Raw genomic sequence first — 24842 nt, 5'->3', positions numbered from 1 at the left:
AGCCGGAGGCGCGGGAGTCCTCGGACTTCCGCGCCTCCGTCGTTCCGGATTCCGGGGCAGTGCGACGCCGCGAACCGTCAGGCCGTGAGCCCCAGCGCGTCCATCCGACGCGTGTGCGAGGCGATGAGCTCGGTGAACACCGGCTCGATCCGCGACTCGTCGGAGTCGTGGTTGCCCGACCCCATCAGCGCGGAGCGCGCCACGAGAAGGGTGTCGCCCACCAGGCGGCGGCCCCAGACGGCCAGGCGCGAGCCCAGGCGCTCGTCCGCGGCGATCTCGCGGCGGAGGATCGCGATCACGCCGTCGACGCCCGTGTCCGCGCCGAGCGTCTGCGCGATGCGCGGCCCCACGTCGGTGGGCAGCCCGCCGGTGAGGCGGATGAAGAAGTCGTCGAGCAGGCCCGCCGTGATGTACGCCGAGAGCAGCGTCTCGTGGAGGTCCGCACCGCGGGTGAGCCGCTCGAAGGTGTCGATCGCGGGGCGGAACGGAGTCATGGCCTCGCCGGGCTCCACGTCGCGGCGGCGCAGCTCGGCGACGACCGCGTGGTGCTTCGCGAGCGCCGTGCCGGCGGCGGAGGAGATGGCCTCCTTGTCCGCGAGGTCGTCGGTCTCGGCGACGGCGCGCGCCAGCACCTCGAACACCGCGAGCTGGAGGTAGGCGACCTGGCCGAGGTAGGGCAGCACCTCGGGGGTGAGGTCGGCGAGGTCGACGCGGTCGCGCTTCTGGCTCGACTCCCCGCGGGGCGTCAGGCGGGGCACCTCGAGCAGGGGACGTCGACGTCGGAACCAGGCAGCCATTTCCTCAGCATAGGGCGCCGGAGGAGCGGGGTTCCGGGGCCGGCGGGGCCGGGAGCAGTAGACTCGCCGGGATGTCACCGGCGTTGGATCGGTGACCCTGCGCCCGGAGTCGTACAGGGGCGTAGACCGTTCGACACGACAGGCGCTTCACTCCGTGACTTTCTCCGATCTGAACATCGACGACGACATCGTCGCCGCACTCGCCGCCAAGGGCATCCTCGAGCCGTTCCCCATCCAGGAGCAGACGATCCCCCTGGCCCTGCAGAAGCAGGACATCATCGGCCAGGCCAAGACCGGCACCGGCAAGACCTTCGGCTTCGGCCTCCCCCTCATCCAGGCCCTCGGCACCGACCCGGAGCCGGGCGTCAAGGCGCTCATCGTCGTCCCGACCCGCGAGCTCGCCGTGCAGGTCACCGAGGACATCGAGCTGGCCGCCTCCAACCGGCCGACCAAGATCGTCTCGATCTACGGCGGCAAGGCCTACGAGGGCCAGATCGAGCAGCTGAAGGCCGGCGCGCAGATCGTCGTCGGCACCCCCGGCCGCCTCCTGGACCTCGCCGGGCAGCGCCTGCTCTCGCTCGCCAACGTGCAGGTGATGGTCCTCGACGAGGCCGACAAGATGCTCGACCTGGGCTTCCTCTCGGACATCGAGAAGCTGTTCGCGCAGACGCCGCCCACCCGCCACACCATGCTCTTCTCGGCGACGATGCCGGGCGCGATCGTCGCGCTCGCGCGCCGCTTCATGAACAAGCCCATCCACATCCGCGCGACCGACCCCGACGAGGGCATCACGCAGGCGAACATCAAGCACATCGTCTACCGGGCGCACTCGCTCGACAAGGACGAGGTCATCGCGCGCATCCTGCAGTCCGAGGGCCGCGGCAAGACCGTCATCTTCACCCGCACGAAGCGCGCCGCGGCCCGCATCGTCGAGGAGCTCAACGACCGCGGCTTCAACGCGGCGGCCGTGCACGGAGACCTCAACCAGGAGCAGCGCGAGCGCGCGATGGCGGCGTTCAAGGCCGGCAAGAAGGACATCCTGATCGCCACCGACGTCGCCGCGCGCGGCATCGACGTGAACGACGTCACCCACGTGATCAACCACACGATCCCGGACGACGACCAGACCTACCTGCACCGCGTCGGCCGCACCGGGCGCGCGGGCAAGACCGGCATCGCGGTGACCTTCGTCGACTGGGAGGACCTGCACAAGTGGGCCCTCATCAACCGGGCGCTGGAGTTCGGCCAGCCCGACCCGGTCGAGACCTACTCGTCGTCGCCGCACCTCTACACCGACCTCGACATCCCCGCGGGGACCAAGGGACGGCTGAAGCCGACCCCGATCCCCGCCGAGGCGAAGGCCGACGCGCGACCCGACCGGGGCGAGCGCTCCGACCGCGGCGAGCGCTCCGAGCGGGGCGACCGGCCGCCGCGTCGCCGCACCCGCTCCGACTCCGCCGACTCGACCGCTCCGCAGCAGACCGGCCCCGCTCCCTCGAGCGAGAGCAAGGAGCACCACGACGGCAACAGCGAGCCGCGCCGCCGCACCCGGTCGCGCCGCCGCTCGCCGCGCCCCGACGCGCAGGCCTGAGCCTCCGCGCCCCGAGCCCGTCCCCCCGCGATCCGTCGCGGGAGGGCGGGCTCTCGGCGTCTCAGCGGCTCTCCCGCGACTCGGCGGTGTCCCCACGCGACTCAGCGGCTCTCCGCCCCTCAGCGGTCACGGTGATCCGGCGGCTCTCCGCCTGTCAGCGGCTCTCCGCGACTCAGCGGGCGGAGGAGCGGATCGCGTCGACGGTCGCGCGCGCAGTCGTGTTCTCGCCCAGGCGGTTGGGCTTGCCCGTGCCGTGGTAGTCGCTCGAGCCCGTGGTGACGAGCGAGTACTGCTCGGCGAGCTCGCGCAGGCGGCGCTTGCCGTCGGCCGTGTTCTCGCGGTGCTCGACCTCGAGGCCGAACAGGCCGGCGTCGACGAGCTGCGGGAGGATCGACTCGACCGCGATCCCGCGGGCGCTCGCGGCCGGGTGCGCGATGACCGGGACCCCGCCCGCCGCGCGGACCAGGCGCACGGCGTCGACCGGGTCGGGCGCGTAGTGCGGGCGGTAGTAGCCGCCGCGCCAGTCGAGGATCCCCGCGAAGGCCGCGGAGCGGTCGGTGGCCAGGCCGCGGGCGACGAGCGCGTCGGCGATGTGCGGACGCCCGATGGTCGTGCCCGGGCTGGTCTGGGCGAGGACGTCGTCCCAGGTGAGGTCGTAGTCGGCCGCGATCGCGGTGACGATCGCCTCCGCGCGGTGCGTGCGGGCCGAGCGGATGCGCGCGGTCTCGGCCACGAGCCCCGGATCCGCCGGATCGACGAGGTAAGCGAGGACGTGGACGCTGGCCCAGCCGACGCGGGAGGAGAGCTCCATGCCGGGCAGCAGGTCGATGCCCGCCTCCTCGGCCGCGGCGAGCGCCTCGGCCCAGCCGCCGGTCGTGTCGTGGTCGGTGAGCGCCACTCCGGCGAGCCCGGCCGCAGCCGCGGCCCGCACCAGGACGGCCGGAGCCTCGGTGCCGTCGGAGACGACGGAGTGGGTGTGGAGGTCGTAACGGCCCCCGTCGACATGCATGCGCTCATCGTAGACGCGCCGCCTGCGAGCCCTCCGATGCCCTAGTAGCCTAGGCGGCGATGGGGACGAGACTGGTGAAGACCGCGGTGGCGGCGATCGTGGCGATCGCTCTGCTGGTGGTCGCGGCGCCCGGCTTCTTCGGGATCGCCCGGGAGGCCCCCTTCGCCCAGCTGGTGCCGTTCCGGCTCGCGACGGGCGCGGCGGCCGTCGGGCTCGCCGCTGTCCTGGTCGTGATCGCGGTCCTCGTCGCTCCGGTCAGGCGCCTCGCGCTGGCCCTCGCAGCGCTCGGCGTCGTCTTCGCGCTCGTGCTCGCGGGAGTGCAGGGAGCGCGGGGCTACGACTCCGCCGCTCCGCGCGCCCACCGCCTCGCCGACGTGCGCCTCGCGACCTGGAACGTGCTGCACGACGGCGTGCCCGTCGACACGATCGCCTCGCTCGCCCGGGAGAGCGCGGTCGACGGCATCGCCCTCCTCGAGGTCTCGCAGACGCACGCGCAGGACGTCGTGAACGCGCTCAGCGCCCAGGGGATGTCGATGACCCTCCACTACGCCGGGTCGGGCGCCGACGACGGGGCGGCCCTGCTGCTCTCCCCCTCGCTCGGCGGCTACAGCGTCGACACCGCCGCGGTCGTCACCGGATCGACACCGTCCCTCGTCGCACGCCCCGACACTCCCGAGCGCCCCGTCCTCGCCGCGGTGCACACCATGGCGCCGATCCCCTCGCGCCTCGCGGAGTGGCGGAGCGATCTGCTCTCGGTCTCCGCGCTCTGCTCCGCGGAGGAGGACGTCGTGGTCCTCGGCGATCTGAACTCCACGGTCGACCACTGGACCGGGCTGCCGGGCTCGGCCGCGCTGGGCGGCTGCCGCGACGCGGGGACCGTCGCGGGCGGCGCCGCCCTGGGCACCTGGCCGTCCTCGGTCCCGCCCGCGCTCGGCGCCCCGATCGACCACGTCCTCTTCTCCGGACGCTGGGAGGTCTCGGGCTACCAGGTCGTCGACGACCGCGACGACGCCGGGAGCGACCACCGGCCGCTGGTCGTCCAGCTCTCGGTCCGCGGGATGGTGAAGGACGCGTCCTGACGCTCCTCCCCGGCACCGACTCCCCGTCCTCCTCCCCCGCCCGGCCCGTGCGGCCCCCGCGGCCGTGCGGAGGAGGACAATGGGAGTCATGACGAACACGGAGGAGCGGACCGCCGCTCAGACTCCCGACCCCGCCGCCGCCCCGCGCCCCCGCGCCACCGCGAACCGCTCGACGACCCCCGCCTCCGACCGCTTCCGCGACTTCATCGCGTCCGGCTGGGCCGAGCGGGAGGAGCCGCTGCCTGCTCCGCGCGAGCAGGCGTCCTTCGCCGCCTCCCGCCGCGAGCGCCTCTCCGCGCTGCACACCGGCGTGCGCATCGTCGTCCCGGCGGGCCGCCTCAAGCAGCGCGCGAACGACACCGACTACCCGTTCCGTGCGCACTCGGCCTTCACCTGGCTCACCGGCTGGGGCTCCGACTCCGAGCCCGGCGCGGTCCTCGTCCTCGAGCCCGCCGGGTCCGGCCACAGCGCGACGCTCTACTTCCGCGAGCGCGCGGGCCGCGACTCCGACGAGTTCTACGCCAACCCCGAGATCGGCGAGTTCTGGATCGGGCCGCGTCCGTCGCTCGCGCAGGTCGCGAGCGATCTCGGCCTCGCCACCCGCGGGATCGCCGAGCTCGACGCGGTCCTCGACGCGCACGACGGCGTCCCCCTCGCCGTGCTGCGCGAGGCCGACCCGGCGGTGACCGGCCGTCTCGACGCGGTCGAGGCCGACGAGCGGGCGGACCGCGACGCGGCGCTCGAGCGCGACATCGCCGAGCTCCGCCTGGTCAAGGACGCCTACGAGATCGCCGAGCTGCGCGCCGCCGTCGACGCGACGGGCCGCGGCTTCGAGGACGTCCTGTCCGACCTGCCGCGCATCATCGCCCACGAGAAGGGCGAGCGCCTGATCGAGGGCGTCTTCAACGGACGCGCGCGCGCCGACGGCAACGCGGTCGGCTACGACACCATCGCCGCGGCGGGCCCCCACGCCTGCATCCTGCACTGGACGCGCAACGACGGGCCGGTGCGCCCCGGCCAGCTGGTGCTGCTGGACGCCGGCGTCGAGCAGGACAGCTACTACACCGCCGACATCACGCGCACCTTCCCGGTGGACGGCCGCTACACGGACGCCCAGCGCCAGGTTCACGAGACGGTGCGGGAGGCGGCCGACGCCGCGTTCGCGATCGTCCGACCCGGCATCCGCTTCCGCGAGGTTCACGCCGCGGCGATGGCCGTCATCGCGCGGCGCACCGCCGAGTGGGGCCTGCTGCCGGTCAGCGCCGAGGAGGCGCTCGAGGCCGACAACCAGCAGCACCGCCGCTACATGGTCCACGGCACCAGCCACCACCTCGGGCTCGACGTGCACGACTGCGCCCGGGCACGGCGCGAGATGTACCTCGACGGACTGGTCGAGGAGGGCATGGTCTTCACGATCGAGCCCGGCCTCTACTTCCAGCCCGACGACCTCACGGTCCCGGAGGAGCTGCGCGGCATCGGCGTCCGGATCGAGGACGACGTGCTCGTCACCGCCGACGGCGCCGAGAACCTCTCGGCCGGCATCCCGCGCTCGGCCGACGACATCGAGGCGTGGATGGCCCGACTGGCCCGCTGAGCACGGTCGCCCGCGGGGAGCCCCGGCCGCTCAGGCGGCGAGGGGCAGCGCGAACTCCCCGCGGGCGGCGGCGAGCGCCAGCCCGTCGAGCAGCGTCGCCAGCTGACCGGCGGGAGCGTCCGGGTCCTCGGGATGCCACTGCACGCCCACGAGGGGGGCCGCGACGTGCTCGACGGCCTCGATCACGCCGTCCTCCGCCCGGGCGACGACCCGCAGCCCCGGAGCGAGCAGGTCGACCGCCTGGTGGTGCGCGCTCTGCACCGCGAGCGCCTCTAACCCGAAGAGCCCGCCGAGCACGGAGCCCGCCGCGAGCCCGACCTCGTGCCGGTGCATGCGCTGGTGAGCAGGGGCCGCCGCGTTGACGTGCTCCGCCTCCGGCCCCAGGTCCTGCACCAGCGTGCCGCCGAGCGCGACGTTGACGATCTGCAGGCCGCGGCAGATGCCCAGCAGCGGGGTCCGGCGGGCCAGCGCCCGGTGCACCAGCGCGATCTGGGCGGCGTCGGCGCGCTCCGCGTGGGGACCCTCGGCAGGGTAGCCGCGGTCGGCGCCGTACTGCTCGGGAGCGATGTCCTCGCCGCCCGCGAGGACGAGGGCATCCGCCCCCGCCGTGCGCGCCAGCAGCTCCTCCGTGCCCAGCTCCTCGGCGGCGAAGCGCTCCGCCCGCCAGCCGCGCTCGTGCGCGAGGGCGAGGATGCGGCCGTTCAGGATCTGCACGTAGGCGTGGTACTCCTCGCGGCCCGGTCGCACGCGGGCGACCTCGACGATGGCGAGCGAGCGGGTCATGACTCCATCCTGGGCACGCCGCCGCCGCTGGTCGAACCGCCGTGTCACGCGGTGTCACACTCCGGCCGTACGATCACGGAGTGACCTCGCCGAGCCCGTCCCTCCCGGAGCGCGTGCAGCAGGCGCGCTCCGAGGTCTCCGTCCTCGCCGGGACCACTCCCGAGCGCCGGGTCCGACCGCTGCGCGAGGCCGTCGAGCACGTCGCCGCCGGCGGCTCCCCCGATCCCGGCGCCCTGCTCGACGCGGTCGACTCGCTGGTCGGGCTCGTGACCCGCGCCGAGGTGCAGCTGAGCGGCGTCGAGCGCTCCGTGCGGGACGACCTGGAGCGGGCCGCCACCCTCTCGGACCTGCGCACCTCGGCGCAGCTCGCCTCCGCCGCCGACGTGGCCGTCGCGTGCGCCGCGGCACGGTCGCTCCTCCTCGACGCCGACGACGCCCGGTCGGCCGGCGCCCGCCACGATCCGGCCGCGCTGCTGGTCCTGCTGCTCGACGCCGACTCCGCTCTGGACGCCGTCGTCTCCGGGTACCGTGAGCCGCGAGCCCAGGCCGAGCGCCAGCTCCTCCTGTTCGAGGCGGCGCGCACCGCGGCCCGGCTCGGCGCCGAGTCGGTGCTGCTCCTGGCCGCCGTGCACGGCGAGCGCATCACCGCGGCACCCCGGATCCTCGCGGAGGAGACGCTCGGGCAGCTGGACACCGCGGTGCGCCGTGCGGCAGGCGATCCGGCCGGCGCTCTGGACGAGGCCCGCGCCGCCGCCGACCGCGCCCGCTCCGCACTCGACGAGGCCCTGGTCGACCTCGACGGCGCACCCCCGTCGCTCCGCCCCGCGGCCGTCCCCGGAGGCCTGCCCGCGGCCTGAGCACGCAGGCACCCGGCACCGGCGCGCGTGCCATAGTGAGGGACATGGCCTCCTTCCTCGTCGTCCCCCAGTGGCAGGGCTCGGCGTCGACGCGCGCGATGCGCCTCGTCGACGGAGCCGAGGCGATCCGGGGCGATCTGCCCTCCTCCGCCACCACGACCCTCGACATCCCCGCCGAGGCGGGCGACGCCCAGGACACCGGCATCCGCCGCTACGCCTCGGTCGCCACCGTCGCCGAGCGGGTGCGCGAGGCCCTCTCGGGCCGCACCGGTCCCGTGATCACGATCGGCGGCGACTGCGGCGTCGAGTTCGCGGCGATCGGGCACGCCGTGCGCTCGGCACCGGGCCCGGTCGCGCTGGTCTGGCTCGACGCCCACCCGGACGCGCACACTCCCGAGTCCTCCCCCAGCGGCGCCTTCTGCGGCATGGTCCTCTCGGCCGCGCTGGGACGCGGCGTCGGCCTCCTGAGCGCGGGCGCCGAGGAGCGGGTGGCCGACGAGCGCGTCGTCCTCGGAGGTGTCCGCTCCGCCGACGACGGCGAGCTCGAGCGGCTGGTCGAGCGGGGCGCCGCGGTGCTGCCCGCGGACGCCCTCGACCCGGAGTCGCTCGTCGCGGCGGTCGAGGCGACCGGTGCCGCCTCCGTCTACGTGCACCTCGATCTGGACGTGCTCGACCCCGCCGATCTCGCCGGGCTGTTCGACCCGGTGCCCTTCGGCGTTCCCGCCTCGCGCCTCGTCGCGAGCCTCGACGCCCTCCGGTCCCGCTTCCCGCTCGCGGGCGCCGGCGTCACCTCGTTCGCCCCGTCGTCGCCGACCGCGGCCGAGGACGACCTGCCCACGATCCTCCGCCTCCTCGGCGCTCTGTCCCGCGGGGCCTGAGAGAGCCCTGCCATCGGCGCGCAAGCCCGAGCGCGTGTCGGCGGCACCCGGCAAGATGGTCGGACGGGACCGAGCGGAGGAACGATGAGCGACGAGAGACCGCGCGTGCGCACCGAGCGGCGCGGGACCGTGCTCGCGATCGTGCTGGACCGGCCCGAGAAGCGCAACGCCGCCGATCTGCGGCTGCTCGCGGAGCTGGCGTCCGCGTACGGCGAGCTCGACCGCGACCCGGAGCTGCGCGCCGGCGTCGTCCTCGCCGAGGGCGGGCACTTCACGGCCGGGCTCGACCTCGCCGACATCGGGCCCCGCCTGGGCTCCGACGGCCTCGACTTCGTGCCCGAGGGCGGTCTCGACCCCTGGGGCCTGCGCACCCGCCCCGTGAGCAAGCCGGTGGTCATCGGCCTCCAGGGCACCTGCCTCACGCTCGGCATCGAGCTCGCGCTCGCGAGCGACGTCGTCCTCGCCGAGCGGTCCACCCGCTTCGGCCAGATCGAGGTCGCCCGCGGCATCCTGCCCTTCGGCGGAGCGACGCTGCGCTTCCCCCGCGCCGTCGGCTGGGGCGACGCGATGCGCTGGATCCTCACCGGCGACCTCTTCGACGCCGAGGAGGCCCACCGCATCGGCCTCGTGCAGCAGGTCGTCCCCGACGGGACGGTCGCCGAGGCGGCCTGGGCGCTGGCCGCCCGGATCGCCGCGCAGGCGCCGCTCGCCGTGCAGGCCGCCCTGGCCAGTGCCCGGCTCGCGGTCGCCGCGTCCGACGCCGAGGCCGCGGCCGCGCTCCCCGGGGCGCTCGCGCGTCTCGCGGCGTCCGAGGATGCGCGCATCGGCACCGAGGCCTTCCTCCAGCGCACGACGGCGGAGTTCACCGGACGATGAGCGACGAGAGCACCACCGTCACGGCGCCCGGCGGCTCCTCCCTCGAGGCGCAGCAGGAGCGCGCCGCGCAGCAGCTCGAGATCCGGCTCCGCTACGGCGACCAGGTGTGGGAGCTGCGCGAGGTCGACCACTTCGCCGTCTTCTCCCGCCGCAGCACCGCACGACGGGCCGGGCGCGTCCTCGTGGCCTCCGGCTTCCAGATCGCGATCTCGCGGCTGAGGCTGAGGCAGGTCCTCGTCGCGAGCCACCACGCCGCGGTCGACGAGGAGTCGACCACCGCGTTCCTCCGCCAGGTGATCGAGGCGGTCGAGAGCCACGGCGGCCGCTACGACGGCTGGCGGGCCGAGATCGTGCCGGCGCATTGAGCGCCGGGCACCCACCGACGACGGGGCTCGACGCCTCCGAGAACCCCAGGGAGACAGCATGAGCAGCACGACGGACGAGTTCGACGTCATCGTCATCGGAGCAGGGCCGGTGGGCGAGAACCTCGCGGACCGCGCGGTCCAGGGCGGCCTCACCGCGGCCGTCGTCGAGAGCGAGCTCGTCGGGGGCGAGTGCTCCTACTGGGCGTGCATGCCCTCGAAGGCGCTGCTGCGGCCGCCGATGGCGCTCCGCGCCGCCCGTGATCTCCCCGGCGCGGCGCAGGCGGTGAGCGGAGGAGTCGACGTGCCCGCGCTCCTGGCCCGCCGCGACTCCTTCACCAGCCACTTCGACGACCACGGCCAGGTGCAGTGGCTCGAGGGCGCCGGCATCGAGCTCGTCCGCGGGCACGGCCGCCTGAGCGGCGAGCGCGAGGTGACCGTGACCGGACCCGACGGCGAGGTGCGCGTGCTCCGCGCCCGCTCCGCCGTCGCCGTCGCGACCGGCACCACCGCCGTCGTCCCCGACATCCCGGGCCTGCGCGCGGCATCCCCCTGGACGAGCCGCGAGGCCACCTCGGCCGAGGAGGTGCCGCCGCGCCTCGTCGTCATCGGCGGCGGAGTCGTCGCGACCGAGATGGCGACCGCCTACGCCGGCATGGGCTCCTCCGTCACGCTCGTCGCCCGCAGCGGACTCCTCGCGCCGTTCGAGCCCTTCGCCGGCGAGCTCGTCGGCTCGGCGCTCCAGGAGCTCGGCGTCGACCTGCGCCTCGGCGACTCGCCCGTCTCGGTCGAGCGCCGGTCCGACGGCACCGTGGCGGTGACGCTCGAGGGCGGCGACGTCATCGAGGCCGACCAGGTGCTCGCCGCGACCGGCCGCGCCCCGCACACCCGCGACGTCGGCCTCGAGACGGTGGGCCTCGAGCCCGGCTCCTCGCTGACGGTCGACGACACGATGCTCGTGCTGGGCGGCGACGGTGCTCCCCTCGGCGGCGGGCGTCCGTGGCTCTACGGGGTCGGCGACGTGAACCACCGCGCACTGCTCACGCACCAGGGCAAGTACCAGGCCCGTGCGGCCGGCGACGTGATCGTCGCGCGCGCCACCGGTGCCGAGGTCCACGACGCCCCCTGGGGAGCGCACGTCGCGACCGCGGACCACGAGGCCGTGCCGCAGGTCGTCTTCACCGACCCCGAGGTCGCGTCGGTCGGCCTGACCGCCGCGGCCGCCGAGAAGGCCGGCTACCGCACCCGGGTCGTCGACTACGAGATCGGCTCGGTCGCCGGCGCCGCCCTCGCCGCCGACGGCTACACGGGCACCGCGCGGATGGTCGTGGACGAGGACCGGAAGGTCGTCCTCGGCGTCACCTTCGTCGGCAAGGAGGTCGGAGAGCTGATCCACTCCGCGACGATCGCCGTCGTCGGCGAGGTGCCGCTCTCGCGCCTCTGGCACGCGGTCCCCTCCTATCCGACGATCAGCGAGGTCTGGCTGCGGCTGCTCGAGACCTACGGACGCGACAGCGCGTGAGCGCGCTCCGTCGAGCCGTCGCGACGGTGGCCCTGGATCCGGCGATCACCCGGCCGGGCTACCTCTTCGCGTGCGCGGTCGGCCTCGCCTGGGGCGCGCTGTGGAGCACGGGCCCGATCCGGCGCAGCCACGGCCTCGTCGTCTTCACCGGTCTGCCCTCCTGGGCGTTCGGCCGCGGGGGGTCCTGCGTCGGCACGAGCTACCTCACGGGCACCAACGTCTCCGACAGCGTCCTCGAGCACGAGGCCGTGCACAAGGAGCAGTGGCGGCTCTACGGGATGTGGTTCCCGTTCGCGTACACGGTGGCGGGTCGCGATCCGCTGCGCAATCGATTCGAGATCGAAGCCGGTCTCGAGAAGGGCGGATATCTCCGTGGTCACTGACATGACGGGGCGCGTCGTCGTCCTCACCGGAGCGAGCTCCGGCATCGGCCGGGTCGCGGCCGGAGCGCTGGCGTCCGCCGGTGCCCACGTGGCCGTGGTCGGGCGGAACCCCGAGCGCACCCGCGCGGTCGCCGCCGACGTGGGAGGGGACGCGTTCCTGGCCGACTTCGACCGGCTCGACGACGTCCGCGCCCTGGCCGACGGCCTCCTCGAGCGCTACGAGCGGATCGATGTGCTGGCGAACAACGCGGGCGGGCTCGTCTCCCACCGCGCCGAGACGGTCGACGGCCACGAGCGGACGATCCAGAGCAACCATCTCGCGCCGTTCCTGCTCACGCGGCTCCTGCTCCCGCGGATGATCGAGACCTCGAGGGAGCGGGCCGGCGTCCGCGTCGTCTCCACTGCGAGCCTCGCGAACCGCTTCGGTCGCCTGAGGCTCGACGACCTCGACAACCGCCGCGGTCCGTGGCTCGGCGGCTGGCGGGCGTACGGCACGTCGAAGCTGGTGACGATCCTCTTCATCCGCGAGCTGGCGGAGCGGCTGCTGACGACGTCGGTCGACGCGTACTCGTTCCACCCGGGCGTCGTCTCGACGAGCTTCGGCGCCGGCAGCACGATGATGAAGCTGATGACGAGCCTCTCGGTCGGCTCCTTCGGGATCTCCGCCGAGGCGGGTGCGGTGCCGCTGATCACCCTCGCCTCCGAGCCCGACGTCGGTGCCGCCAGCGGCACCTACTTCGACCAGCTGACACCGCACGGCTCCCTGAACCCCCAGGCCCGCGACCGCGCTCTCGCCCACGACCTCTGGACCCTCTCCAGCCGCCTCGTGGGCGTCTCCCCCACCCTGTAGCCCGCTGCCGCTCCCCGCCGCCGCCGACTCGACGCGGGGGCGGCGCGGAGTACCCGACCCGCTCGCCGGGAGGATCTCGACACACCCTCTCCGAGGGCTGCCCGATCAGCAGGTCTGTGCGCGGTCGTCGGGCTCGGTCTGTGCCCGCGAGCTGCTCGATCAGCCGCGAGATCGGTCGGGCGTGGATCTCGAAACTCCCTCTCCGAGGGCTGCCCGATCAGCATGTCCGGGCGCGGTCGCCCGGCTCGCCAGGCACCCGAGGACCGTTCGATCACGCGCGACGTCCGTCGGGAGTGGATCTCGAGACGCCCTCTGCGAGATCCACTCGATCAGCATCGTCCCCCGCGGTCGCGCCCCTGGCGCGCCGCATCCTCTGCGGCCGCGCCCCCGGCGCGCCGATCCTCTACGAGCAGCGCCCGGAGCGTCGCAGGGCGTCGTTCTGCAAGGCGGAGGAGGAAGCGATACCGGCGGTATCGCGCCCGACGACAACGCCGCAGAACGTCGCCCTGCGGCGCTCCGGGTCAGTTGGACTCTTGGCGGCCGAGGCGCCAGTACCCCATGAACGCCACCCGCTTCCGGTCGAGTCCGAGCTCGGTGACGAGGCAGCGGCGGATCAGCTTCACGGCGCCGGCTTCTCCGGCGATCCAGGCGTAGAGGCCGGGGTCGGTGCTCTCGTCGGGGACCTCCCAGAGCATCTCGTGGTCGACGTCGATGTCGCTGACGTCGACGCCGCGGTGGTGGGCGGTGAGGAAGCGGGTGGCCCAGGCGCGGACCGCGTCGCCGAGGGCCGCTCCGGGGGCTGCCGCGTCGGCGCGGACGATCCAGGTGACGTCGACGCCGGCGGGGTGGCGGAGCGGGAGGCGGTCGTGGGCGGTGGGGACCTCGAGGAACGCGGCTCCGGTGGCGTCGTCGTCGAGGCTCTCGAGGATCGCGGCGATGGCGGGGACGGCCGTCTCGTCGCCGGCGAGGAGGAGGGAGGTGGCGGCGCCGGGGTGGAACTCGACTCCGCCGCCGGGGAGGTCGGAGCGCGTGTCGGGCGCGATGATGACGATCTGGTCGCCGGCGCGGGCGCTCTCGACCCAGGCGGAGGCCGGTCCGGTGTCGCCGTGGGCGGCGAAGTCGATGTCGACCTCGGCGTCCTCGGGGCGGACGGCGCGGATGGTGTAGGTGCGGAGCGGGTTCCGGAGCTCGTCGGGGAGCTGTCGCCAGCGGCCGTACCAGTCGGGGTCGAGTCCGTCGGGTCCGTCGGGGTCCGAGACGGAGGCGAGGAAGGCGGGGGCGTCGGAGGCTGCGGTGGGGACGACGAGCTTGATGCGCTGGTCGGGGCCGGTGCAGCCGACGTGGTCGAGGCCGGTGCCGGTGAGGGTCACGCGGATGAAGTGCGGGGCGATCCGGGTCGCTGCGGCGACGGTCGCGAGGTACGGCCGGTAGGCCGGTCGGGCGGGGGCGGCGGTCGTCAGAGGCATCGCCTCAGTCTCGCACAGAAGGTAAGCCTTGCCTAACACTCAGCCGGGACGCCCGGCGGACGGTCAGCGCGCGGCGTGCTCGGCGGAGGTGCGCAGGCGCGCCTCGACGTCGGCGGCGAGCTCGGCGACGACGGGGCCGGCCCCGCCGATCCAGGCGCAGAAGTCGTGGCGGCCGTCGGCCCACGGGTAGTCGCCGTCGACGACCGACATCTCGCCGACCCAGGCCCGGACCGCGCGGTCGAGTGCGACTCCGCGGGAGCATCGCTCACCGGTGCCGGGGGCGCCCGAGCGCTCGGAGCGGCCGAGCCAGGTGACGCAGACCCGTCCGGGGGCGGCGAGCGGCGGCAGTCCGCGCGCGTCGTCGACCTCGACGAAGACCTGGCCGCGGGCGTTCGCGGGAAGGGCGTCGAGGATGCTCTGGATCCACGGCACGACGGTCTCGTCGCCCGCGATCAGGAACTGCTTCACGTCGACCGGCGCGGAGCCGTCGCGGTCCTCGAACATGCACATCGTGTTCGAGTATAGGCAAGGCTTACCTCAGTGACCAGAGCCGGACCCTGACCATCCGCCGTGCGGCCGCGCCCGGACCCGTCACCACTGCAGCCTCCCCCGTCACCACTGCGGCGGGTGCCGCCTCTGCCAGCGCGCCCGCCGCTCGAGCTGCGCGCCGATCGCCAGCAGTGTCGCCTCGCCGCCGGGTCGCCCGATCAGCTGGACTCCCATCGGCAGGCCCTCCTCCGTGGTGCTCAGCGGAAGGGTGATCGCGGGGAGGCCGCTCACGTTCACGAAGGACGTGTACGGCGTGTAGAGGCACTGCTGCTCGAAATTGCGCTCGGGATCATCGAGGTCGTACCAGCCGACGGGACGCGGCGTCATCGCCAGCGACGGCGTCAGGACCGCGTCGACGCCGGAGAACGCCGCGATCACCGCGCGCTCGTAGCCCGAGAGCCAGGACGCCGCCCCGACGATCTCGCGGGCGGAGCGCCGGCGTCCCTCCTCCACCAGCCAGCGGGTCAGCGGCTCCAGCAGATCGAGGTCCGCGCCCTCGACGGGCAGGGTCGCGGCGCCGCTCTGCCACAGCGTCCGGAACGCGGCGGGGTACGGGGCGCTCGGGGGGAGCGACGCCTCCTCGAGCCCGTGGCCGAGCGCGGCCAGCGCGGCGATCCCCTCGTCCAGCGCGGCGCGCGCCTCCGGAGCGAGAGCGATCTCGTACTCCTCGTCCCAGGGCGAGTCCGTCAGCACGCCGATCTGGAAGCGCCCCTCTCCGCGCACCGCGGCGCCGAGGAACGAGCCGTCGCCGTCACCGGGCGCGCCGAGCGACCAGCGCTGCGGGAGGCGGCCGTTCGTCCGCTCCAGCATGCCCTCGAGCAGGAGGCCCGCGTCGGCGACCGAGCGGGTGATCGGCCCGGCGACCGTCAGGCCGCCGACTCCGCCGATGCCGGAGAGCGCGGCGACACGTCCGCGGGAGGGCTTCAGTCCTACCAGGCCGCAGGCCGCGGCGGGGATGCGGATGGACCCGCCGCCGTCCGAGGCGGGGGCGAACGGCAGCAGTCCCGCGGCGACGGCGACCGCCGCTCCTCCACTGGATCCGCCGGCCCCGAGGCGGGTGTCCCAGGGCGTGACGGCGGGCGGGCCGATGCGCGTCTCGGTGTAGGAGGGCATCCCGAACTCGGGCGTCGCGGTCTTGCCGAGGCTGACCGCTCCCGCCGCGTCGAGCACCTCGACGATCTCGTCGGAGGCGGTGGGCACGTGGTGCTCGCGCAGCCGGGATCCGAATGCGGTCCGCACGCCCGCGCGCCGCCAGAGGTCCTTGTCGCCGCTCGGCAGGCCCCAGAGCGGAGCGGTGCCGGGCCCGGTGCCGAGCGCTGATGCCCGCTCCCGCGCCCGATCGGCGGTCACCGTGGCGAAGGCGCCCAGCTCCCCGTTCCAGCGCTCGATCCGGGCGAGGTAGTGATCGGCGAGCTCGAGAGGCGTGACCTCTCCGCGCTGCAGCCAGTCCCACTGCTCCTGGGCGCTGAGGTGGTGGAGTTCGAACATGGAACGACCCTATTCCGCCGCTCCGGGGAGCCGGCGGAACAGGGTCGTGGGGGTCAGGCCGCGCGGCGGCCGCTCTCGCTCGCCTCGTCGATGCCCTTCCGGGCGCCGTCGGGCACCACGGTGTCGCGGTCGATGCGGGCGCCGGTCGCGATCACGGCCGAGCGTCCGATGCGGGAGTAGCTCCCGATCCGCGCCCCCGGTCCGATGATCGCCTCGGGCCCGACGTGCACGTTCGCGCCGATGAAGGCGCTGTGCCCGATCATGGCGTCGCGGTCGACCCAGCTGCCCGCGCCGATCCAGGCGCGCTCGCCCACGGTCGCGCCGGGCTCCACGTAGGCGCCGGTCTCCACGTACGCGGTCGCCGAGACGCGCGATCCGGGAGCGACCATGCCGCGTCCGTTCGCGTGGCGGCGGTAGACGATCTCGTCGTCACTGCCGCGCGCCCCTCGACCCTTGTTCATCCCTGTTCCTGCCATCTGCCTCTGGCTCCTCCGAGCTGTCCGGTGGGCGGGGCGCCGAGCCCCGTCCCGTCATCGGTAGACAACAGCGGCGAGCGCCCGCGCATTCCCCGTTCGGGGGGCGCTGGCGCGGGGTGGAGGCGGGGCGGCGGGCGGAGCGGAGAGCGGGCTGCGGAGCGGACCCGCGCGGGCGTCCCCGGAGCGTCACTCCACCGCGTCGGCGACCGCGGTCACGACCGCGCGGAACCGGTCCGGCGCCTCGCGGATCCGTCGCCGGAGGAGGACCCCGGCGAGCGCCGACGAGGCGGGTGCGGCGACCAGCTCGCACTCGACCCGGGCCCCCTCCTCGTCCGCCAGGACCCGCCACTGCTCGACGCCGAGCACGGGGAGCCGGCGCTCGAGCCCGCTCCCCCGCCGCTCGTACGCGCCGTCGGCGGCGAGGACGTCCGCGAGGGCGGCGAGCACCGGGGCGGGGTCGGCGTGGAGGACGGAGGCGAGGGCGAGGATGCTGCGCACGGCGGCAGTCTCGCACGCCCCCGCGTCAGGAGCGGGCGTCGAGGACGCGCCGGAGCCAGTCGAACGACGCCTTGGGCACGCGGTCCCGGCTGCGCGTGTCGACGGCCACGAGCCCGTGCGGGCGGCTGTAGCCGTGCTGCCACTCGAACGCGTCGACCAGGGTCCAGAGCTGCACGGCCTCCACCGGCAGTCCGTCGTGGACGGCCTCGGCGAGAGCTGCCAGGTGCGCCCCGAGCCAGCGGATCCGCTCCGTGTCGACGATCGCACCCTCGCGATCGGGCTCGTCGGGGTAGCTCGCGCCGAGCGCGGTCACCACCAGCGGCGGCAGGGCGTCGCCGTAGCGCTCCACGAGGGACCGCAGCACCGAGACCACCGCCCAGGGTGCGACCGGCGAGCCGTCGCCCGTGCGGTCCAGCTCCGGCCAGGGCGCCGTGTGGAAGGGGAGCGCGGGAGGAGCGCCCACCCCGGTCGGCAGCGCCGGGTCGCGGCCCGCCACGATCCGCAGCGGCGGCAGCGGCGCGACCGCGTAGAAGTCGAGCGGAGCCGAGATGCGGGCGAGGTCGACCGGATCCGCCTGCGCGAGGGCGCCGAGGAACGGCGGCAGCTCCTCCGGTCCGACCGGGTAGGACCCGGTCAGCACGGCGTCGGCCACCAGGCGGTTCCGCAGGACGTCCGCCAGGGAGGCGAAGGCGCGGTCCCGGTCGTCGTCGGAGACGGGCTCGACGGGCGCGAGCGCGTCGACGAGGCCGATCCTCCCGGTCACCTCCGCCGCCCGCAGCGCCTCCAGCGCCACGCCGTGCCCGAGGAGCTGGTGGTGCAGCGCCGGCAGGGCGCTGAACAGCCGGCCGGCGCCCGGCGCCTGCCGCGCGAGCGCGTAGCCCTCGAGCATCACCGTCGACGGCTGGTCGAGGGTGATCCAGTCGGCGACCCGGTCGCCGAACCGCCCGCCGAGCTCGAAGGCGAGATCGCCGAACCGGAACGCGGTGTCGCGGTTCATCCAGCCGCCGCTGAGCGCCGACGGGGTGTCGCGGTGGTGCAGGGTCAGCGCGACCCGGATCCCCGTCTCGGCGAGCCCGTCGAGCAGGCGGTCGTAGAAGCCGAGCCCTCCGCGGTCGATCGGCCCGCGGCCGTCGGGCTGCAGCCGGGGCCACGAGACCGAGAGCCGGAGCTCGTCGACGCCGAGATCGATCAGCAGCGCGAGGTCCTCGCGCCAGCGCAGGAGGAAGTCCGTCGCGATCTCGGGAGTGGCCTCCTCGGCGATCGTCCCCCGTCGCAGCGCGAAGTCGTCCCACACCGACCGGCCACGGCCGCCCGTCTCGAGGGAGCCCTCCGTCTGGAAGGCGCTCTGCGCCAGTCCGATGCGCAGGCCCGGCGGCAGGAGTGCGCCCAGCTCGCGCGGATCGTCGAAGCGCGCAGCCTCGACGCGCACCTCCCGCCGATCGCGCCCGCGGGCCTCGTCTTCGCGCATTCCACTGTCCTCCGGATCTGATCGACGGGTATATTCTCGCGGAAGCGCTCTCCCGGATCTCCCCGACTCCCCCGACCGACTGAGACGCCTCCTCCGGATGGTGTACATCCGGGAACAGTGGTGCGGCGCGCTTGACAGCTCCCCCCTGCCCCCGTGCAATGGACGCATCGTGAAATCGGGCGTCGACGTGGCAGTACCGGGGGGTTCACCGGTCGTGCCGGTGCCCCGACTCCGCCGATCCCCGCGGCGCACGGCCGCCCTGCTGCTGGTGCTCCTCGCGGCCGTCGCCTCCGTCTCCGGGCTGGCCGCGCCGGCCGCGCAGGCCGCCGCTCTCGCGATCACCGCTCCCTCCTCCGGCGCGGTCCTCAGCACGGGAGCGACGACGGTCACCGGCACGGCGACGGCCGGGGACCAGGTGCAGATCGGGCTCCGCGGCGGCGGCGACCCCCTCTGCATCACCACCGCGGGCCCCGACGGCGGCTGGAGCTGCGCCGTCTCCCTCGACGACGGGCCGGCGACCCTGGTCGCGGTGGAGCTCCTCGCCGGCGGCGGGACCACCTCGGCCGCCGTCCCGATCGCCGTCCTCAGCGCCCCCGTCATCGAGTCGGTCGACGGCTCGGCGACCTCGGCGGGCTCGGTCCGCGGCACGGCCTACCCCGGCGCGAGCGTCGCCGCGGTCTCGAACGGCGGCGCCGCGTGCCTGGCCACCGCCGACTCCGGCGGCGCGTGGTTCTGCCAGCTCGCCCCCACTCCGGCGCCGGGCAGCTACCGCGTCACCGCGACGCAGACCGCCTCCTTCGCCGGCAGCGCCGCCTCGCCGGCCAGCGCGCCGGTGACCCTCGTGGTCGACACCGCTGCTCCTGCCGCCCCCGCCCTCACCTCGCCGTCGAACGGCGCCGCCCTGCCGCTCAGCGGCGCGTCCTACTCCGGGACGGGCGTGGACGGCACTCGCGCCTACGTGTACGTGGACCGGGTCAACACCTGCGACGCGGCGGTCAGCGGAGGCACCTGGAGCTGCACCGGCGGCACGATCACGGCGGGCGCGCACCGGGTCTCCGCCATCGCCGGGGACAGCGCCGGCAACTACAGCCCGCCGAGCCCCTGGATCGACGTGACCTTCGCGGCGGCGACGACCGCTCCCACCGGCACGCCCAGCGCGACGACGCCGGCCGCCCCCGGAGCCGCGGCCACCGCGCCCGGGGCCGCCGCGTCTCCCGCTCCGAGCAGTGCGGCGCCGACCGCGTCCCCGTCGCCCGTCCGCCCCGGAGAGGCCGCGCCCGCGCCCGAGGACGAGCCGACCGCCGAGCCCACGGCAGCACCGGTCCCGGCTCCCGACCAGGACGGCGGTGACGTGCCGCCGCAGCCCGCCCCCGACGCCGGATCGGAGCCGGGCGGCTGGAGCGCGGCGACCGGGATGACCACCGCGCTGTCCGCCGGATCGCCCGTCGTCTCGATGGCCGACTGGATGCGCTCCCTCGCGCTCGCTCTGCTCTCGCTCGCCCTGGTCGTCGTGCCGGCCCGCCTCGCCGCGGCCGGGCGGGCGCCCCGCGCCGAGCGCAGCTGGCACCTCACGGGCCGCAATCGCGCCGCCGTCGAGTACGACGACAAGCCGGACACCGGTCCCGCCTCGCCGCGCCTGATGGTCGTGGGGATGATCGGCTGCGCAGCCGGCCTCGTCCTGCTCTCGGGACGCGTCGACGGCCAGCCCGCCTACCTGCGCCTGCTGATCGCCGTCATCGTGGCCGTCGCCGTGGTCAACGCGGTCGCCGCCGCCGTCCCCGCGCTGGTCGGCCGGCGGATCGGCGTCAGCGGGATCGGCGTCGTCGCCGCTCCGCGCGCGCTGCTCCTGGTCGCGGCGGCCGCTCTCGTCTCGCGCTTCGCGGGACTGGACCCGGCGCTCCTCTTCGGCGTGGTGATCGGCCTCGTCCTCCCCGAGGGCGCGTCCGCCGTCGACCGCGCGAAGCTCTCCGCCGTCCGCGTCGTCTCGCTGCTGGGTCTCGCCGGACTCGCCTGGGGCGCCTCCGCCGTGGTCCCGCCCGACGGCTCGTTCGGCTCCGTGCTCGCCGCGGAGGTGCTCAGCGCGACCACGCTGATCTCGGTCGGCTCGAGCGTGGTGCTGCTGTTCCCGGTCGGGCGCTCCGCCGGCCGCAGCATCCTGCGCTGGTCCCCGCTGCTCTGGCTCGGGCTCACGCTCCTCGCGACGACCGTGCTGTTCGTGCTGCTCACCCCGACCATCGCGTCCTGGTCGACCGACGGCGGAGCGGGTCCGGTGCTCTTCGCCGTCGTCGCCTTCAGCGCGGTGTGCACGTCGATCTGGGCCTGGCGGCGCTTCGTCGAGTCGGAGTAGCCGGGCTCGGGGGCCCGCTCAGCCGATCGAGACGGGCCGGTCGAGGTCGTCGCCCGGCAGCACGTCGGCCACGGCGCCGACGGTCAGCTCGCGCAGCGTCGCTATGCCGCCGTAGACGCCGAGGAACGCGGTGTCGGCCGCGTCGCGTCCCGTCGCGATCCGCACGAGGCTCCACCGCGGCGCGAGCGTCGTCGCGTCGACCGCCCGCCACTCCCCCTCGATCCAGGCCTCCGCGACCGCGTGGAAGTCCATCGGCTGCAGTCCCGGGGCGTACACGGCCGCCAGTCGGGCGGGCACGTCCAGCGCCCGGAGGAGGGCGACGACGAGGTGCGCGAAGTCGCGGCAGACGCCGCGGCGGGCGAGCAGCGTCCGCTCGGCCCCGTCCGTCGGAAGGCTCGAGCCGGGGACGTACGCCAGCCGCGTGCCGACCCAGGAGCTCACCGCGTGCAGGAGGTCCGCCCCGGCGAGGCCGGCGAACTCGGCCCGGGCCGTCGCCCACAGCACGTCCGACTCGGCGTAGCGGCTCGGCCGCAGGTACCGCAGCCGGTCCACCTCGTCGCCCTCGAGCGGATCGAGGCGTCCCAGGACGCGCGCGGAGTAGTCCACGACGAGGTGCCCGACCGGCGCGTCGAGCACGTGCAGCCGGGTGCCGTGCTGGTCGATCACCTCGCGAGCGGCGAGCGGGCGGCCGTCGACGGTGAGCGTCAGCGACTCCTCCGCCCCGTACGCGTCGGCCACCGCGATCGAGAGGACGAGGGCGGCCGGAGCCGCGACGTCGAGGGTCAGGTGGGCCGAGACGTCGCGCTGCATGGGGCTCTTCTCCGGGGCGTGGCGGGTGGGGGTCAGGCGCCCTGCTCGCCCTTCGGCGGCGGGGTGGGGGCGGCGTCCGGCTCCTGCACGAGCTGCAGCCCGCCGGACGAGTTCGCCGAGACGGTCAGCAGGTCGATCCAGGTGCGGTTGATCGAGGGGACCCGTCCGCCGAAGTACTTGAAGTAGAGGGGCACGGAGGGGTCGAGCCAGATGCTCGAGCGGCCGTCGCCGACCGCGGGGTCGTCCCGCCACGAGAAGAAGAAGCTCTCGCGGCGGCGCAGCTTGTTGGCGATGACGATCTGGACGTGCGTGAGCGTGCGGTCGTCGAACTCGATCTCGACTCCCGAGGCTCCGTAGAGCAGCTTCCCCATGGGGGCCTCCCGGCCGCCCGTCGCCGGGCGGTGCATGACGGTGCCCGCGGGCACGAGAAGCGGGACCGTTCCGGCGCCCGCCGTGGACCGGGCGGCTCGCATCCGGACGCGGGCGCCCGGGCGCGGAACCGCCCGGTGACGACTCTAGGCGAGGCGGCGCGGGCGCGCGGGATCCTCGTCCGATTCCCGAACACCGGGCCCCTCCGGCCGGAAGGACGACCGGTCTGGAGGCGCACCCGGCGCCCTGTCGGATCCGGGCGAGACGCGCCGGGGCACTGCCGCGCGCATGTCGGAGGTCGGACGTACGGTACCCGCATGATCGAATGCGCACTCTGCGGAACCGACGCCGTCGTCCTCGACCGCTCCGGCGGCCGCGACACCGAGGAGGAGCTCGTCGTGCTCTGCGCCGACTGCACCCCGGGCGAGATCACCCAGGCTCTCGAGGCCGGGCTGCTCGAGCCCGCTCGACGCAGCGCGCACGCCCGCGCCGCCTAGAGAGCGGCACGTCGGACGGAGTGCCCCCACTGGGACTCGAACCCAGACTGAGACGATTTTAAGTCGTCTGCCTCTGCCGATTGGGCTATGGGGGCGACCACCGGGTGGAGCGACCCTCCCGGCGGCGGTGTCAGGACTTGGCGGGTTCGCCGCCGACCGGGACCGGAGCACCGGCCTGGCCGGGGATCTGCGCCGGGGCCTGCGCGGCCGGAGCCTCGGCGGCCGGGGCCGCCGGACGCGGACGCGACGCGTAGGTCTCGAAGGAGCCGCGGGGGTACTCGCGGGCCTCGATCGAGGCGATGTCGCGGCCGAGCCAGAGGTTGTTCCACCAGCCCCAGACCACGCGGAACTTGCGCTCCCACGAGGGCATGGCGAGACCGTGGTAGCCGCGGTGCATCACCCAGGCGGGGAAGCCCTTCACGGCGATCTTGCCGGACTGGAACACGCCGATGCCGATGCCCAGGCCCGCGACCGCGCCGAGGTTCTTGTGCACGTAGTCGACCGGCTCCTCGCCGCGGAGGACCGCGGTGATGTTCTTGGCCATGAGCTTGCCCTGGCGGACGGCGTGCTGGGCGTTCGGCACGCAGAAGCCGCCGACGCCGCCGCCGGTGAGGTCGGGGACGGCCGTCGCGTCGCCGGCGCCCCAGGCGCCCTCGACGAGCACGTCGTCGTGGCCGACGCGGAGGTCGGCGCGCACGCGCAGGCGGCCGCGCTCCTCGATGGGCAGGTCGGAGTTCTTGATCGACGGGTTCGCCATGACGCCCGCGGTCCAGATGATGAGGTCCGACTCGAAGCTCTCGCCCGTCGACAGCTGGATGACGCCGTTCTCGGCCGACTTGAGCTGCGTGTCGAGGTGCACGGTGGCGCCTCGCTGGTCGAGGTTCTTCAGCACCCAGTGGCTCGTCTCGAGGGCGACCTCGGGCATGATCCGGCCCATCGCCTCGATGAGGTGGAACTGCGTCTCCTCGAAGTCGATCTCGGGGTAGCGCTTGAGCAGCGCGCTCGCGAAGGAGCGCAGCTCGGCGAAGACCTCGATGCCCGCGAACCCGCCGCCGACGACCGTGACGGTCAGCAGGCGCGAGCGCTCGGGGCCGGCGGGGAGCGACGCGGCCTTGTCGAAGTTCGTGAGCATGCGGTCGCGGATCGCGGTCGCCTCCTCGATCGTCTTCAGGCCGATCGCGTTGTCGGCGACGCCCGGGATCGGGAAGGTGCGCGAGACGGAGCCGGCGGTGACGACGATCTGGTCGTACTCGAACTCGTAGGGCTCGCCCACGGTCGGGGTGATCGTCGCGGTGCGGTTCGCGTGGTCGATCTTCGTCACCTTGGCGGCGAGGATCGCGGTCTTCTTGAGGTGGCGGCGGAGCGACACGATCGCGTGGCGCGGCTCGATCGACCCCGCGGCGACCTCGGGGAGGAAGGGCAGGTACGCCATGTAGGGCAGCGGGTCGACGATCGTGACCTCTGCCTCGTGCGGGCGGAGCTGCTTCTCGAGCTTCCACGCGGTGTAGAAGCCGGCGTAGCCGCCTCCGACGATCAGGATTCTGGGCACGGTTGACTCTCCAAGAGGGATGGACAATGCGAACACCCTCACGCAATGCGAAGTGCCCGCTCTCGATGCGGTGGGCAGCACTGACCCCGACTGGGAATCAGCTTAGCGAAGAGCGCGCCGGTGGTGGCGCCTCCGTGGCTCCGGTAGGAGCGGCTACGCGTCGAGCGGCCTGCAGGCGCAGCGCTCGGGAGACCAGTCGGCGCGGGCCAGGGCCAGATCGCCGATCGGATTGACGCCGGGGCCCGCCGCGAGGGCGTGCGCGGCGAGGGCGTGGAGGCACTTCACCCGCGAGGGCATGCCCCCGGAGGAGATGCCCGCGATCTCGGGGACGGAGCCGACGCTCTCGCGGTCGGCCAGGAACGCCCGGTGCGCAGCGGCGTACGCCTCGCGCAGCTCCTCGTCCTCGGCGAGCATCGCGTTGTACTCGACCATGACCTGGGTGGCCTCGAGCTGCGAGATCGCGGCCGTCGCGGCGGGGTGGGTCAGGTAGTAGAAGGTGGGGAACGGCGTGCCGTCGGACAGGCGGGGGCTCGTGGAGACCACCGTCGGGTCGCCGCAGACGCAGCGGGCGCTGATCCCGACGACGTCCCGGGCGGGACGGCCCAGCTGGGCGGAGACGACCGCGATGTCGCGCTCGGACGGCGGATCGAAGGGGGGCGTGGTCACGGGGGCTCCAGAGGACGGACGGCCGGGAGGACGCTCCAGTGTACGCGGGGCCGGGCGGGGGCGACGGGGTCGGGCGGG

25 protein-coding genes and 1 tRNA gene are annotated in these 24842 nt (G+C 74.6%); 12 read left to right on the top strand and 14 right to left on the bottom strand.

What is annotated here, in order from left to right; translation table 11 throughout:
* Nucleotides 1-77: 77 nt before the first annotated feature.
* Entirely contained in the window at nucleotides 78-797 is a 720-nt protein-coding gene (locus C5C35_RS04635) for a ferritin-like fold-containing protein (protein WP_104224843.1), read from the bottom strand.
* Nucleotides 798-951: 154 nt separating this feature from the next.
* Between C5C35_RS04635 and C5C35_RS04630 the strand changes: the two genes are divergently transcribed.
* Complete coding sequence (locus C5C35_RS04630; protein WP_104224844.1) at nucleotides 952-2388, top strand: DEAD/DEAH box helicase; 1437 nt, start codon at nucleotides 952-954, stop codon at nucleotides 2386-2388.
* Nucleotides 2389-2560: 172 nt separating this feature from the next.
* Here the strand turns inward: C5C35_RS04630 and C5C35_RS04625 are convergent, their stop codons facing one another.
* On the bottom strand, nucleotides 2561-3397 hold the full coding sequence (locus C5C35_RS04625) for a PHP domain-containing protein (protein ID WP_104224845.1): 837 nt from the start codon (nucleotides 3395-3397) through the stop codon (nucleotides 2561-2563).
* A gap of 59 nt (nucleotides 3398-3456) precedes the next feature.
* On the opposite strand from C5C35_RS04625, the gene C5C35_RS04620 reads away from it, so the two are divergent.
* Entirely contained in the window at nucleotides 3457-4476 is a 1020-nt protein-coding gene (locus C5C35_RS04620) for an endonuclease/exonuclease/phosphatase family protein (RefSeq protein WP_146084563.1), read from the top strand.
* Between the two features lie 88 nt (nucleotides 4477-4564).
* Complete coding sequence (locus C5C35_RS04615; protein WP_258063451.1) at nucleotides 4565-6070, top strand: aminopeptidase P family protein; 1506 nt, start codon at nucleotides 4565-4567, stop codon at nucleotides 6068-6070.
* 30 nt (nucleotides 6071-6100) lie between these two features.
* Here C5C35_RS04615 and C5C35_RS04610 read toward each other — a convergent pair whose 3' ends face one another.
* The gene (locus C5C35_RS04610; protein WP_104262661.1) at nucleotides 6101-6853 is read right to left on the bottom strand and encodes a gamma-glutamyl-gamma-aminobutyrate hydrolase family protein; all 753 of its coding nucleotides are present in this window, start codon (nucleotides 6851-6853) and stop codon (nucleotides 6101-6103) included.
* Nucleotides 6854-6933: 80 nt separating this feature from the next.
* Between C5C35_RS04610 and C5C35_RS04605 the strand changes: the two genes are divergently transcribed.
* From C5C35_RS04605 to C5C35_RS04575, 7 genes are all read left to right on the top strand, one after another.
* Nucleotides 6934-7710 (top strand): hypothetical protein, encoded by a 777-nt coding sequence (locus C5C35_RS04605; protein WP_104239623.1) that lies wholly within the window; start codon nucleotides 6934-6936, stop codon nucleotides 7708-7710.
* 44 nt (nucleotides 7711-7754) lie between these two features.
* Nucleotides 7755-8588 carry an arginase family protein gene (locus tag C5C35_RS04600; protein WP_104248221.1) on the top strand — a complete coding sequence of 278 codons (834 nt, stop codon included), beginning with the start codon at nucleotides 7755-7757 and terminating at the stop codon, nucleotides 8586-8588.
* Nucleotides 8589-8672: 84 nt separating this feature from the next.
* Nucleotides 8673-9464, top strand: a complete 792-nt coding sequence (locus C5C35_RS04595; RefSeq protein ID WP_104256199.1) for a crotonase/enoyl-CoA hydratase family protein — start codon at nucleotides 8673-8675, stop codon at nucleotides 9462-9464.
* A complete protein-coding gene (locus tag C5C35_RS04590) occupies nucleotides 9461-9829 on the top strand; it encodes a ribonuclease E inhibitor RraB (protein ID WP_104225032.1) in 369 nt (122 codons plus the stop codon). The genes C5C35_RS04595 and C5C35_RS04590 overlap by 4 nt, the downstream gene beginning before the upstream one ends.
* A 58-nt stretch (nucleotides 9830-9887) precedes the next feature.
* The gene (locus tag C5C35_RS04585) at nucleotides 9888-11348 is read left to right on the top strand and encodes an NAD(P)/FAD-dependent oxidoreductase (protein WP_104225031.1); all 1461 of its coding nucleotides are present in this window, start codon (nucleotides 9888-9890) and stop codon (nucleotides 11346-11348) included.
* The gene (locus tag C5C35_RS04580; RefSeq protein WP_104227423.1) at nucleotides 11345-11731 is read left to right on the top strand and encodes a Fe-S oxidoreductase; all 387 of its coding nucleotides are present in this window, start codon (nucleotides 11345-11347) and stop codon (nucleotides 11729-11731) included. The genes C5C35_RS04585 and C5C35_RS04580 overlap by 4 nt, the downstream gene beginning before the upstream one ends.
* Entirely contained in the window at nucleotides 11721-12581 is an 861-nt protein-coding gene (locus C5C35_RS04575) for an SDR family NAD(P)-dependent oxidoreductase (protein ID WP_258068999.1), read from the top strand. Before C5C35_RS04580 ends, C5C35_RS04575 begins: the two co-directional genes overlap by 11 nt.
* 521 nt (nucleotides 12582-13102) lie before the next feature.
* Here the strand turns inward: C5C35_RS04575 and C5C35_RS04570 are convergent.
* The 6 genes from C5C35_RS04570 to C5C35_RS04545 form a co-directional block, all read right to left on the bottom strand.
* Entirely contained in the window at nucleotides 13103-14047 is a 945-nt protein-coding gene (locus C5C35_RS04570) for a siderophore-interacting protein (protein WP_104262659.1), read from the bottom strand.
* Nucleotides 14048-14110: 63 nt separating this feature from the next.
* The gene (locus tag C5C35_RS04565; RefSeq protein ID WP_160034004.1) at nucleotides 14111-14551 is read right to left on the bottom strand and encodes an SIP domain-containing protein; all 441 of its coding nucleotides are present in this window, start codon (nucleotides 14549-14551) and stop codon (nucleotides 14111-14113) included.
* A gap of 108 nt (nucleotides 14552-14659) precedes the next feature.
* A complete protein-coding gene (locus C5C35_RS04560; protein ID WP_104262658.1) occupies nucleotides 14660-16084 on the bottom strand; it encodes an amidase in 1425 nt (474 codons plus the stop codon).
* Between the two features lie 53 nt (nucleotides 16085-16137).
* Nucleotides 16138-16545, bottom strand: coding sequence for a transferase (locus C5C35_RS04555; protein WP_104334124.1), 408 nt, complete (start codon nucleotides 16543-16545; stop codon nucleotides 16138-16140).
* 201 nt (nucleotides 16546-16746) lie between these two features.
* Nucleotides 16747-17058, bottom strand: a complete 312-nt coding sequence (locus tag C5C35_RS04550; protein WP_104250106.1) for a hypothetical protein — start codon at nucleotides 17056-17058, stop codon at nucleotides 16747-16749.
* A gap of 25 nt (nucleotides 17059-17083) precedes the next feature.
* Nucleotides 17084-18526 carry a glycoside hydrolase family 1 protein gene (locus C5C35_RS04545; protein WP_181127339.1) on the bottom strand — a complete coding sequence of 481 codons (1443 nt, stop codon included), beginning with the start codon at nucleotides 18524-18526 and terminating at the stop codon, nucleotides 17084-17086.
* A 220-nt stretch (nucleotides 18527-18746) separates the two neighbouring features.
* Here C5C35_RS04545 and C5C35_RS04540 point away from each other — a divergent pair, with 220 nt between their 5' ends.
* Nucleotides 18747-20873, top strand: a complete 2127-nt coding sequence (locus tag C5C35_RS04540) for a hypothetical protein (RefSeq protein WP_181134082.1) — start codon at nucleotides 18747-18749, stop codon at nucleotides 20871-20873.
* An 18-nt stretch (nucleotides 20874-20891) separates the two neighbouring features.
* On the opposite strand, the gene C5C35_RS04535 is transcribed toward C5C35_RS04540, so the two are convergent.
* Nucleotides 20892-21683 carry a transglutaminase family protein gene (locus tag C5C35_RS04535; RefSeq protein WP_104262655.1) on the bottom strand — a complete coding sequence of 264 codons (792 nt, stop codon included), beginning with the start codon at nucleotides 21681-21683 and terminating at the stop codon, nucleotides 20892-20894.
* Between the two features lie 32 nt (nucleotides 21684-21715).
* On the bottom strand, nucleotides 21716-22054 hold the full coding sequence (locus C5C35_RS04530) for an ATP-dependent DNA ligase (RefSeq protein WP_068211888.1): 339 nt from the start codon (nucleotides 22052-22054) through the stop codon (nucleotides 21716-21718).
* 315 nt (nucleotides 22055-22369) lie between these two features.
* Between C5C35_RS04530 and C5C35_RS04525 the strand changes: the two genes are divergently transcribed.
* Entirely contained in the window at nucleotides 22370-22549 is a 180-nt protein-coding gene (locus C5C35_RS04525) for a hypothetical protein (protein ID WP_104225020.1), read from the top strand.
* 21 nt (nucleotides 22550-22570) lie between these two features.
* On the opposite strand, the gene C5C35_RS04520 is transcribed toward C5C35_RS04525, so the two are convergent.
* From C5C35_RS04520 to C5C35_RS04510, 3 genes are all read right to left on the bottom strand, one after another.
* A tRNA-Leu gene (locus C5C35_RS04520) sits at nucleotides 22571-22644 on the bottom strand.
* Nucleotides 22645-22679: 35 nt separating this feature from the next.
* Nucleotides 22680-24098: an NAD(P)/FAD-dependent oxidoreductase gene (locus tag C5C35_RS04515; protein WP_104225019.1), complete on the bottom strand. Its 1419-nt coding sequence runs from the start codon at nucleotides 24096-24098 to the stop codon at nucleotides 22680-22682.
* 153 nt (nucleotides 24099-24251) lie between these two features.
* Entirely contained in the window at nucleotides 24252-24764 is a 513-nt protein-coding gene (locus C5C35_RS04510) for a DUF501 domain-containing protein (RefSeq protein ID WP_104227430.1), read from the bottom strand.
* Between the last annotated feature and the right edge of the window lie 78 nt (nucleotides 24765-24842).

This window comes from Rathayibacter sp. AY1F8 (assembly GCF_002932165.1).
Taxonomy (GTDB): Bacteria; Actinomycetota; Actinomycetes; order Actinomycetales; family Microbacteriaceae; genus Rathayibacter.
This window is presented reverse-complemented; position numbering and strand designations above follow the sequence as displayed.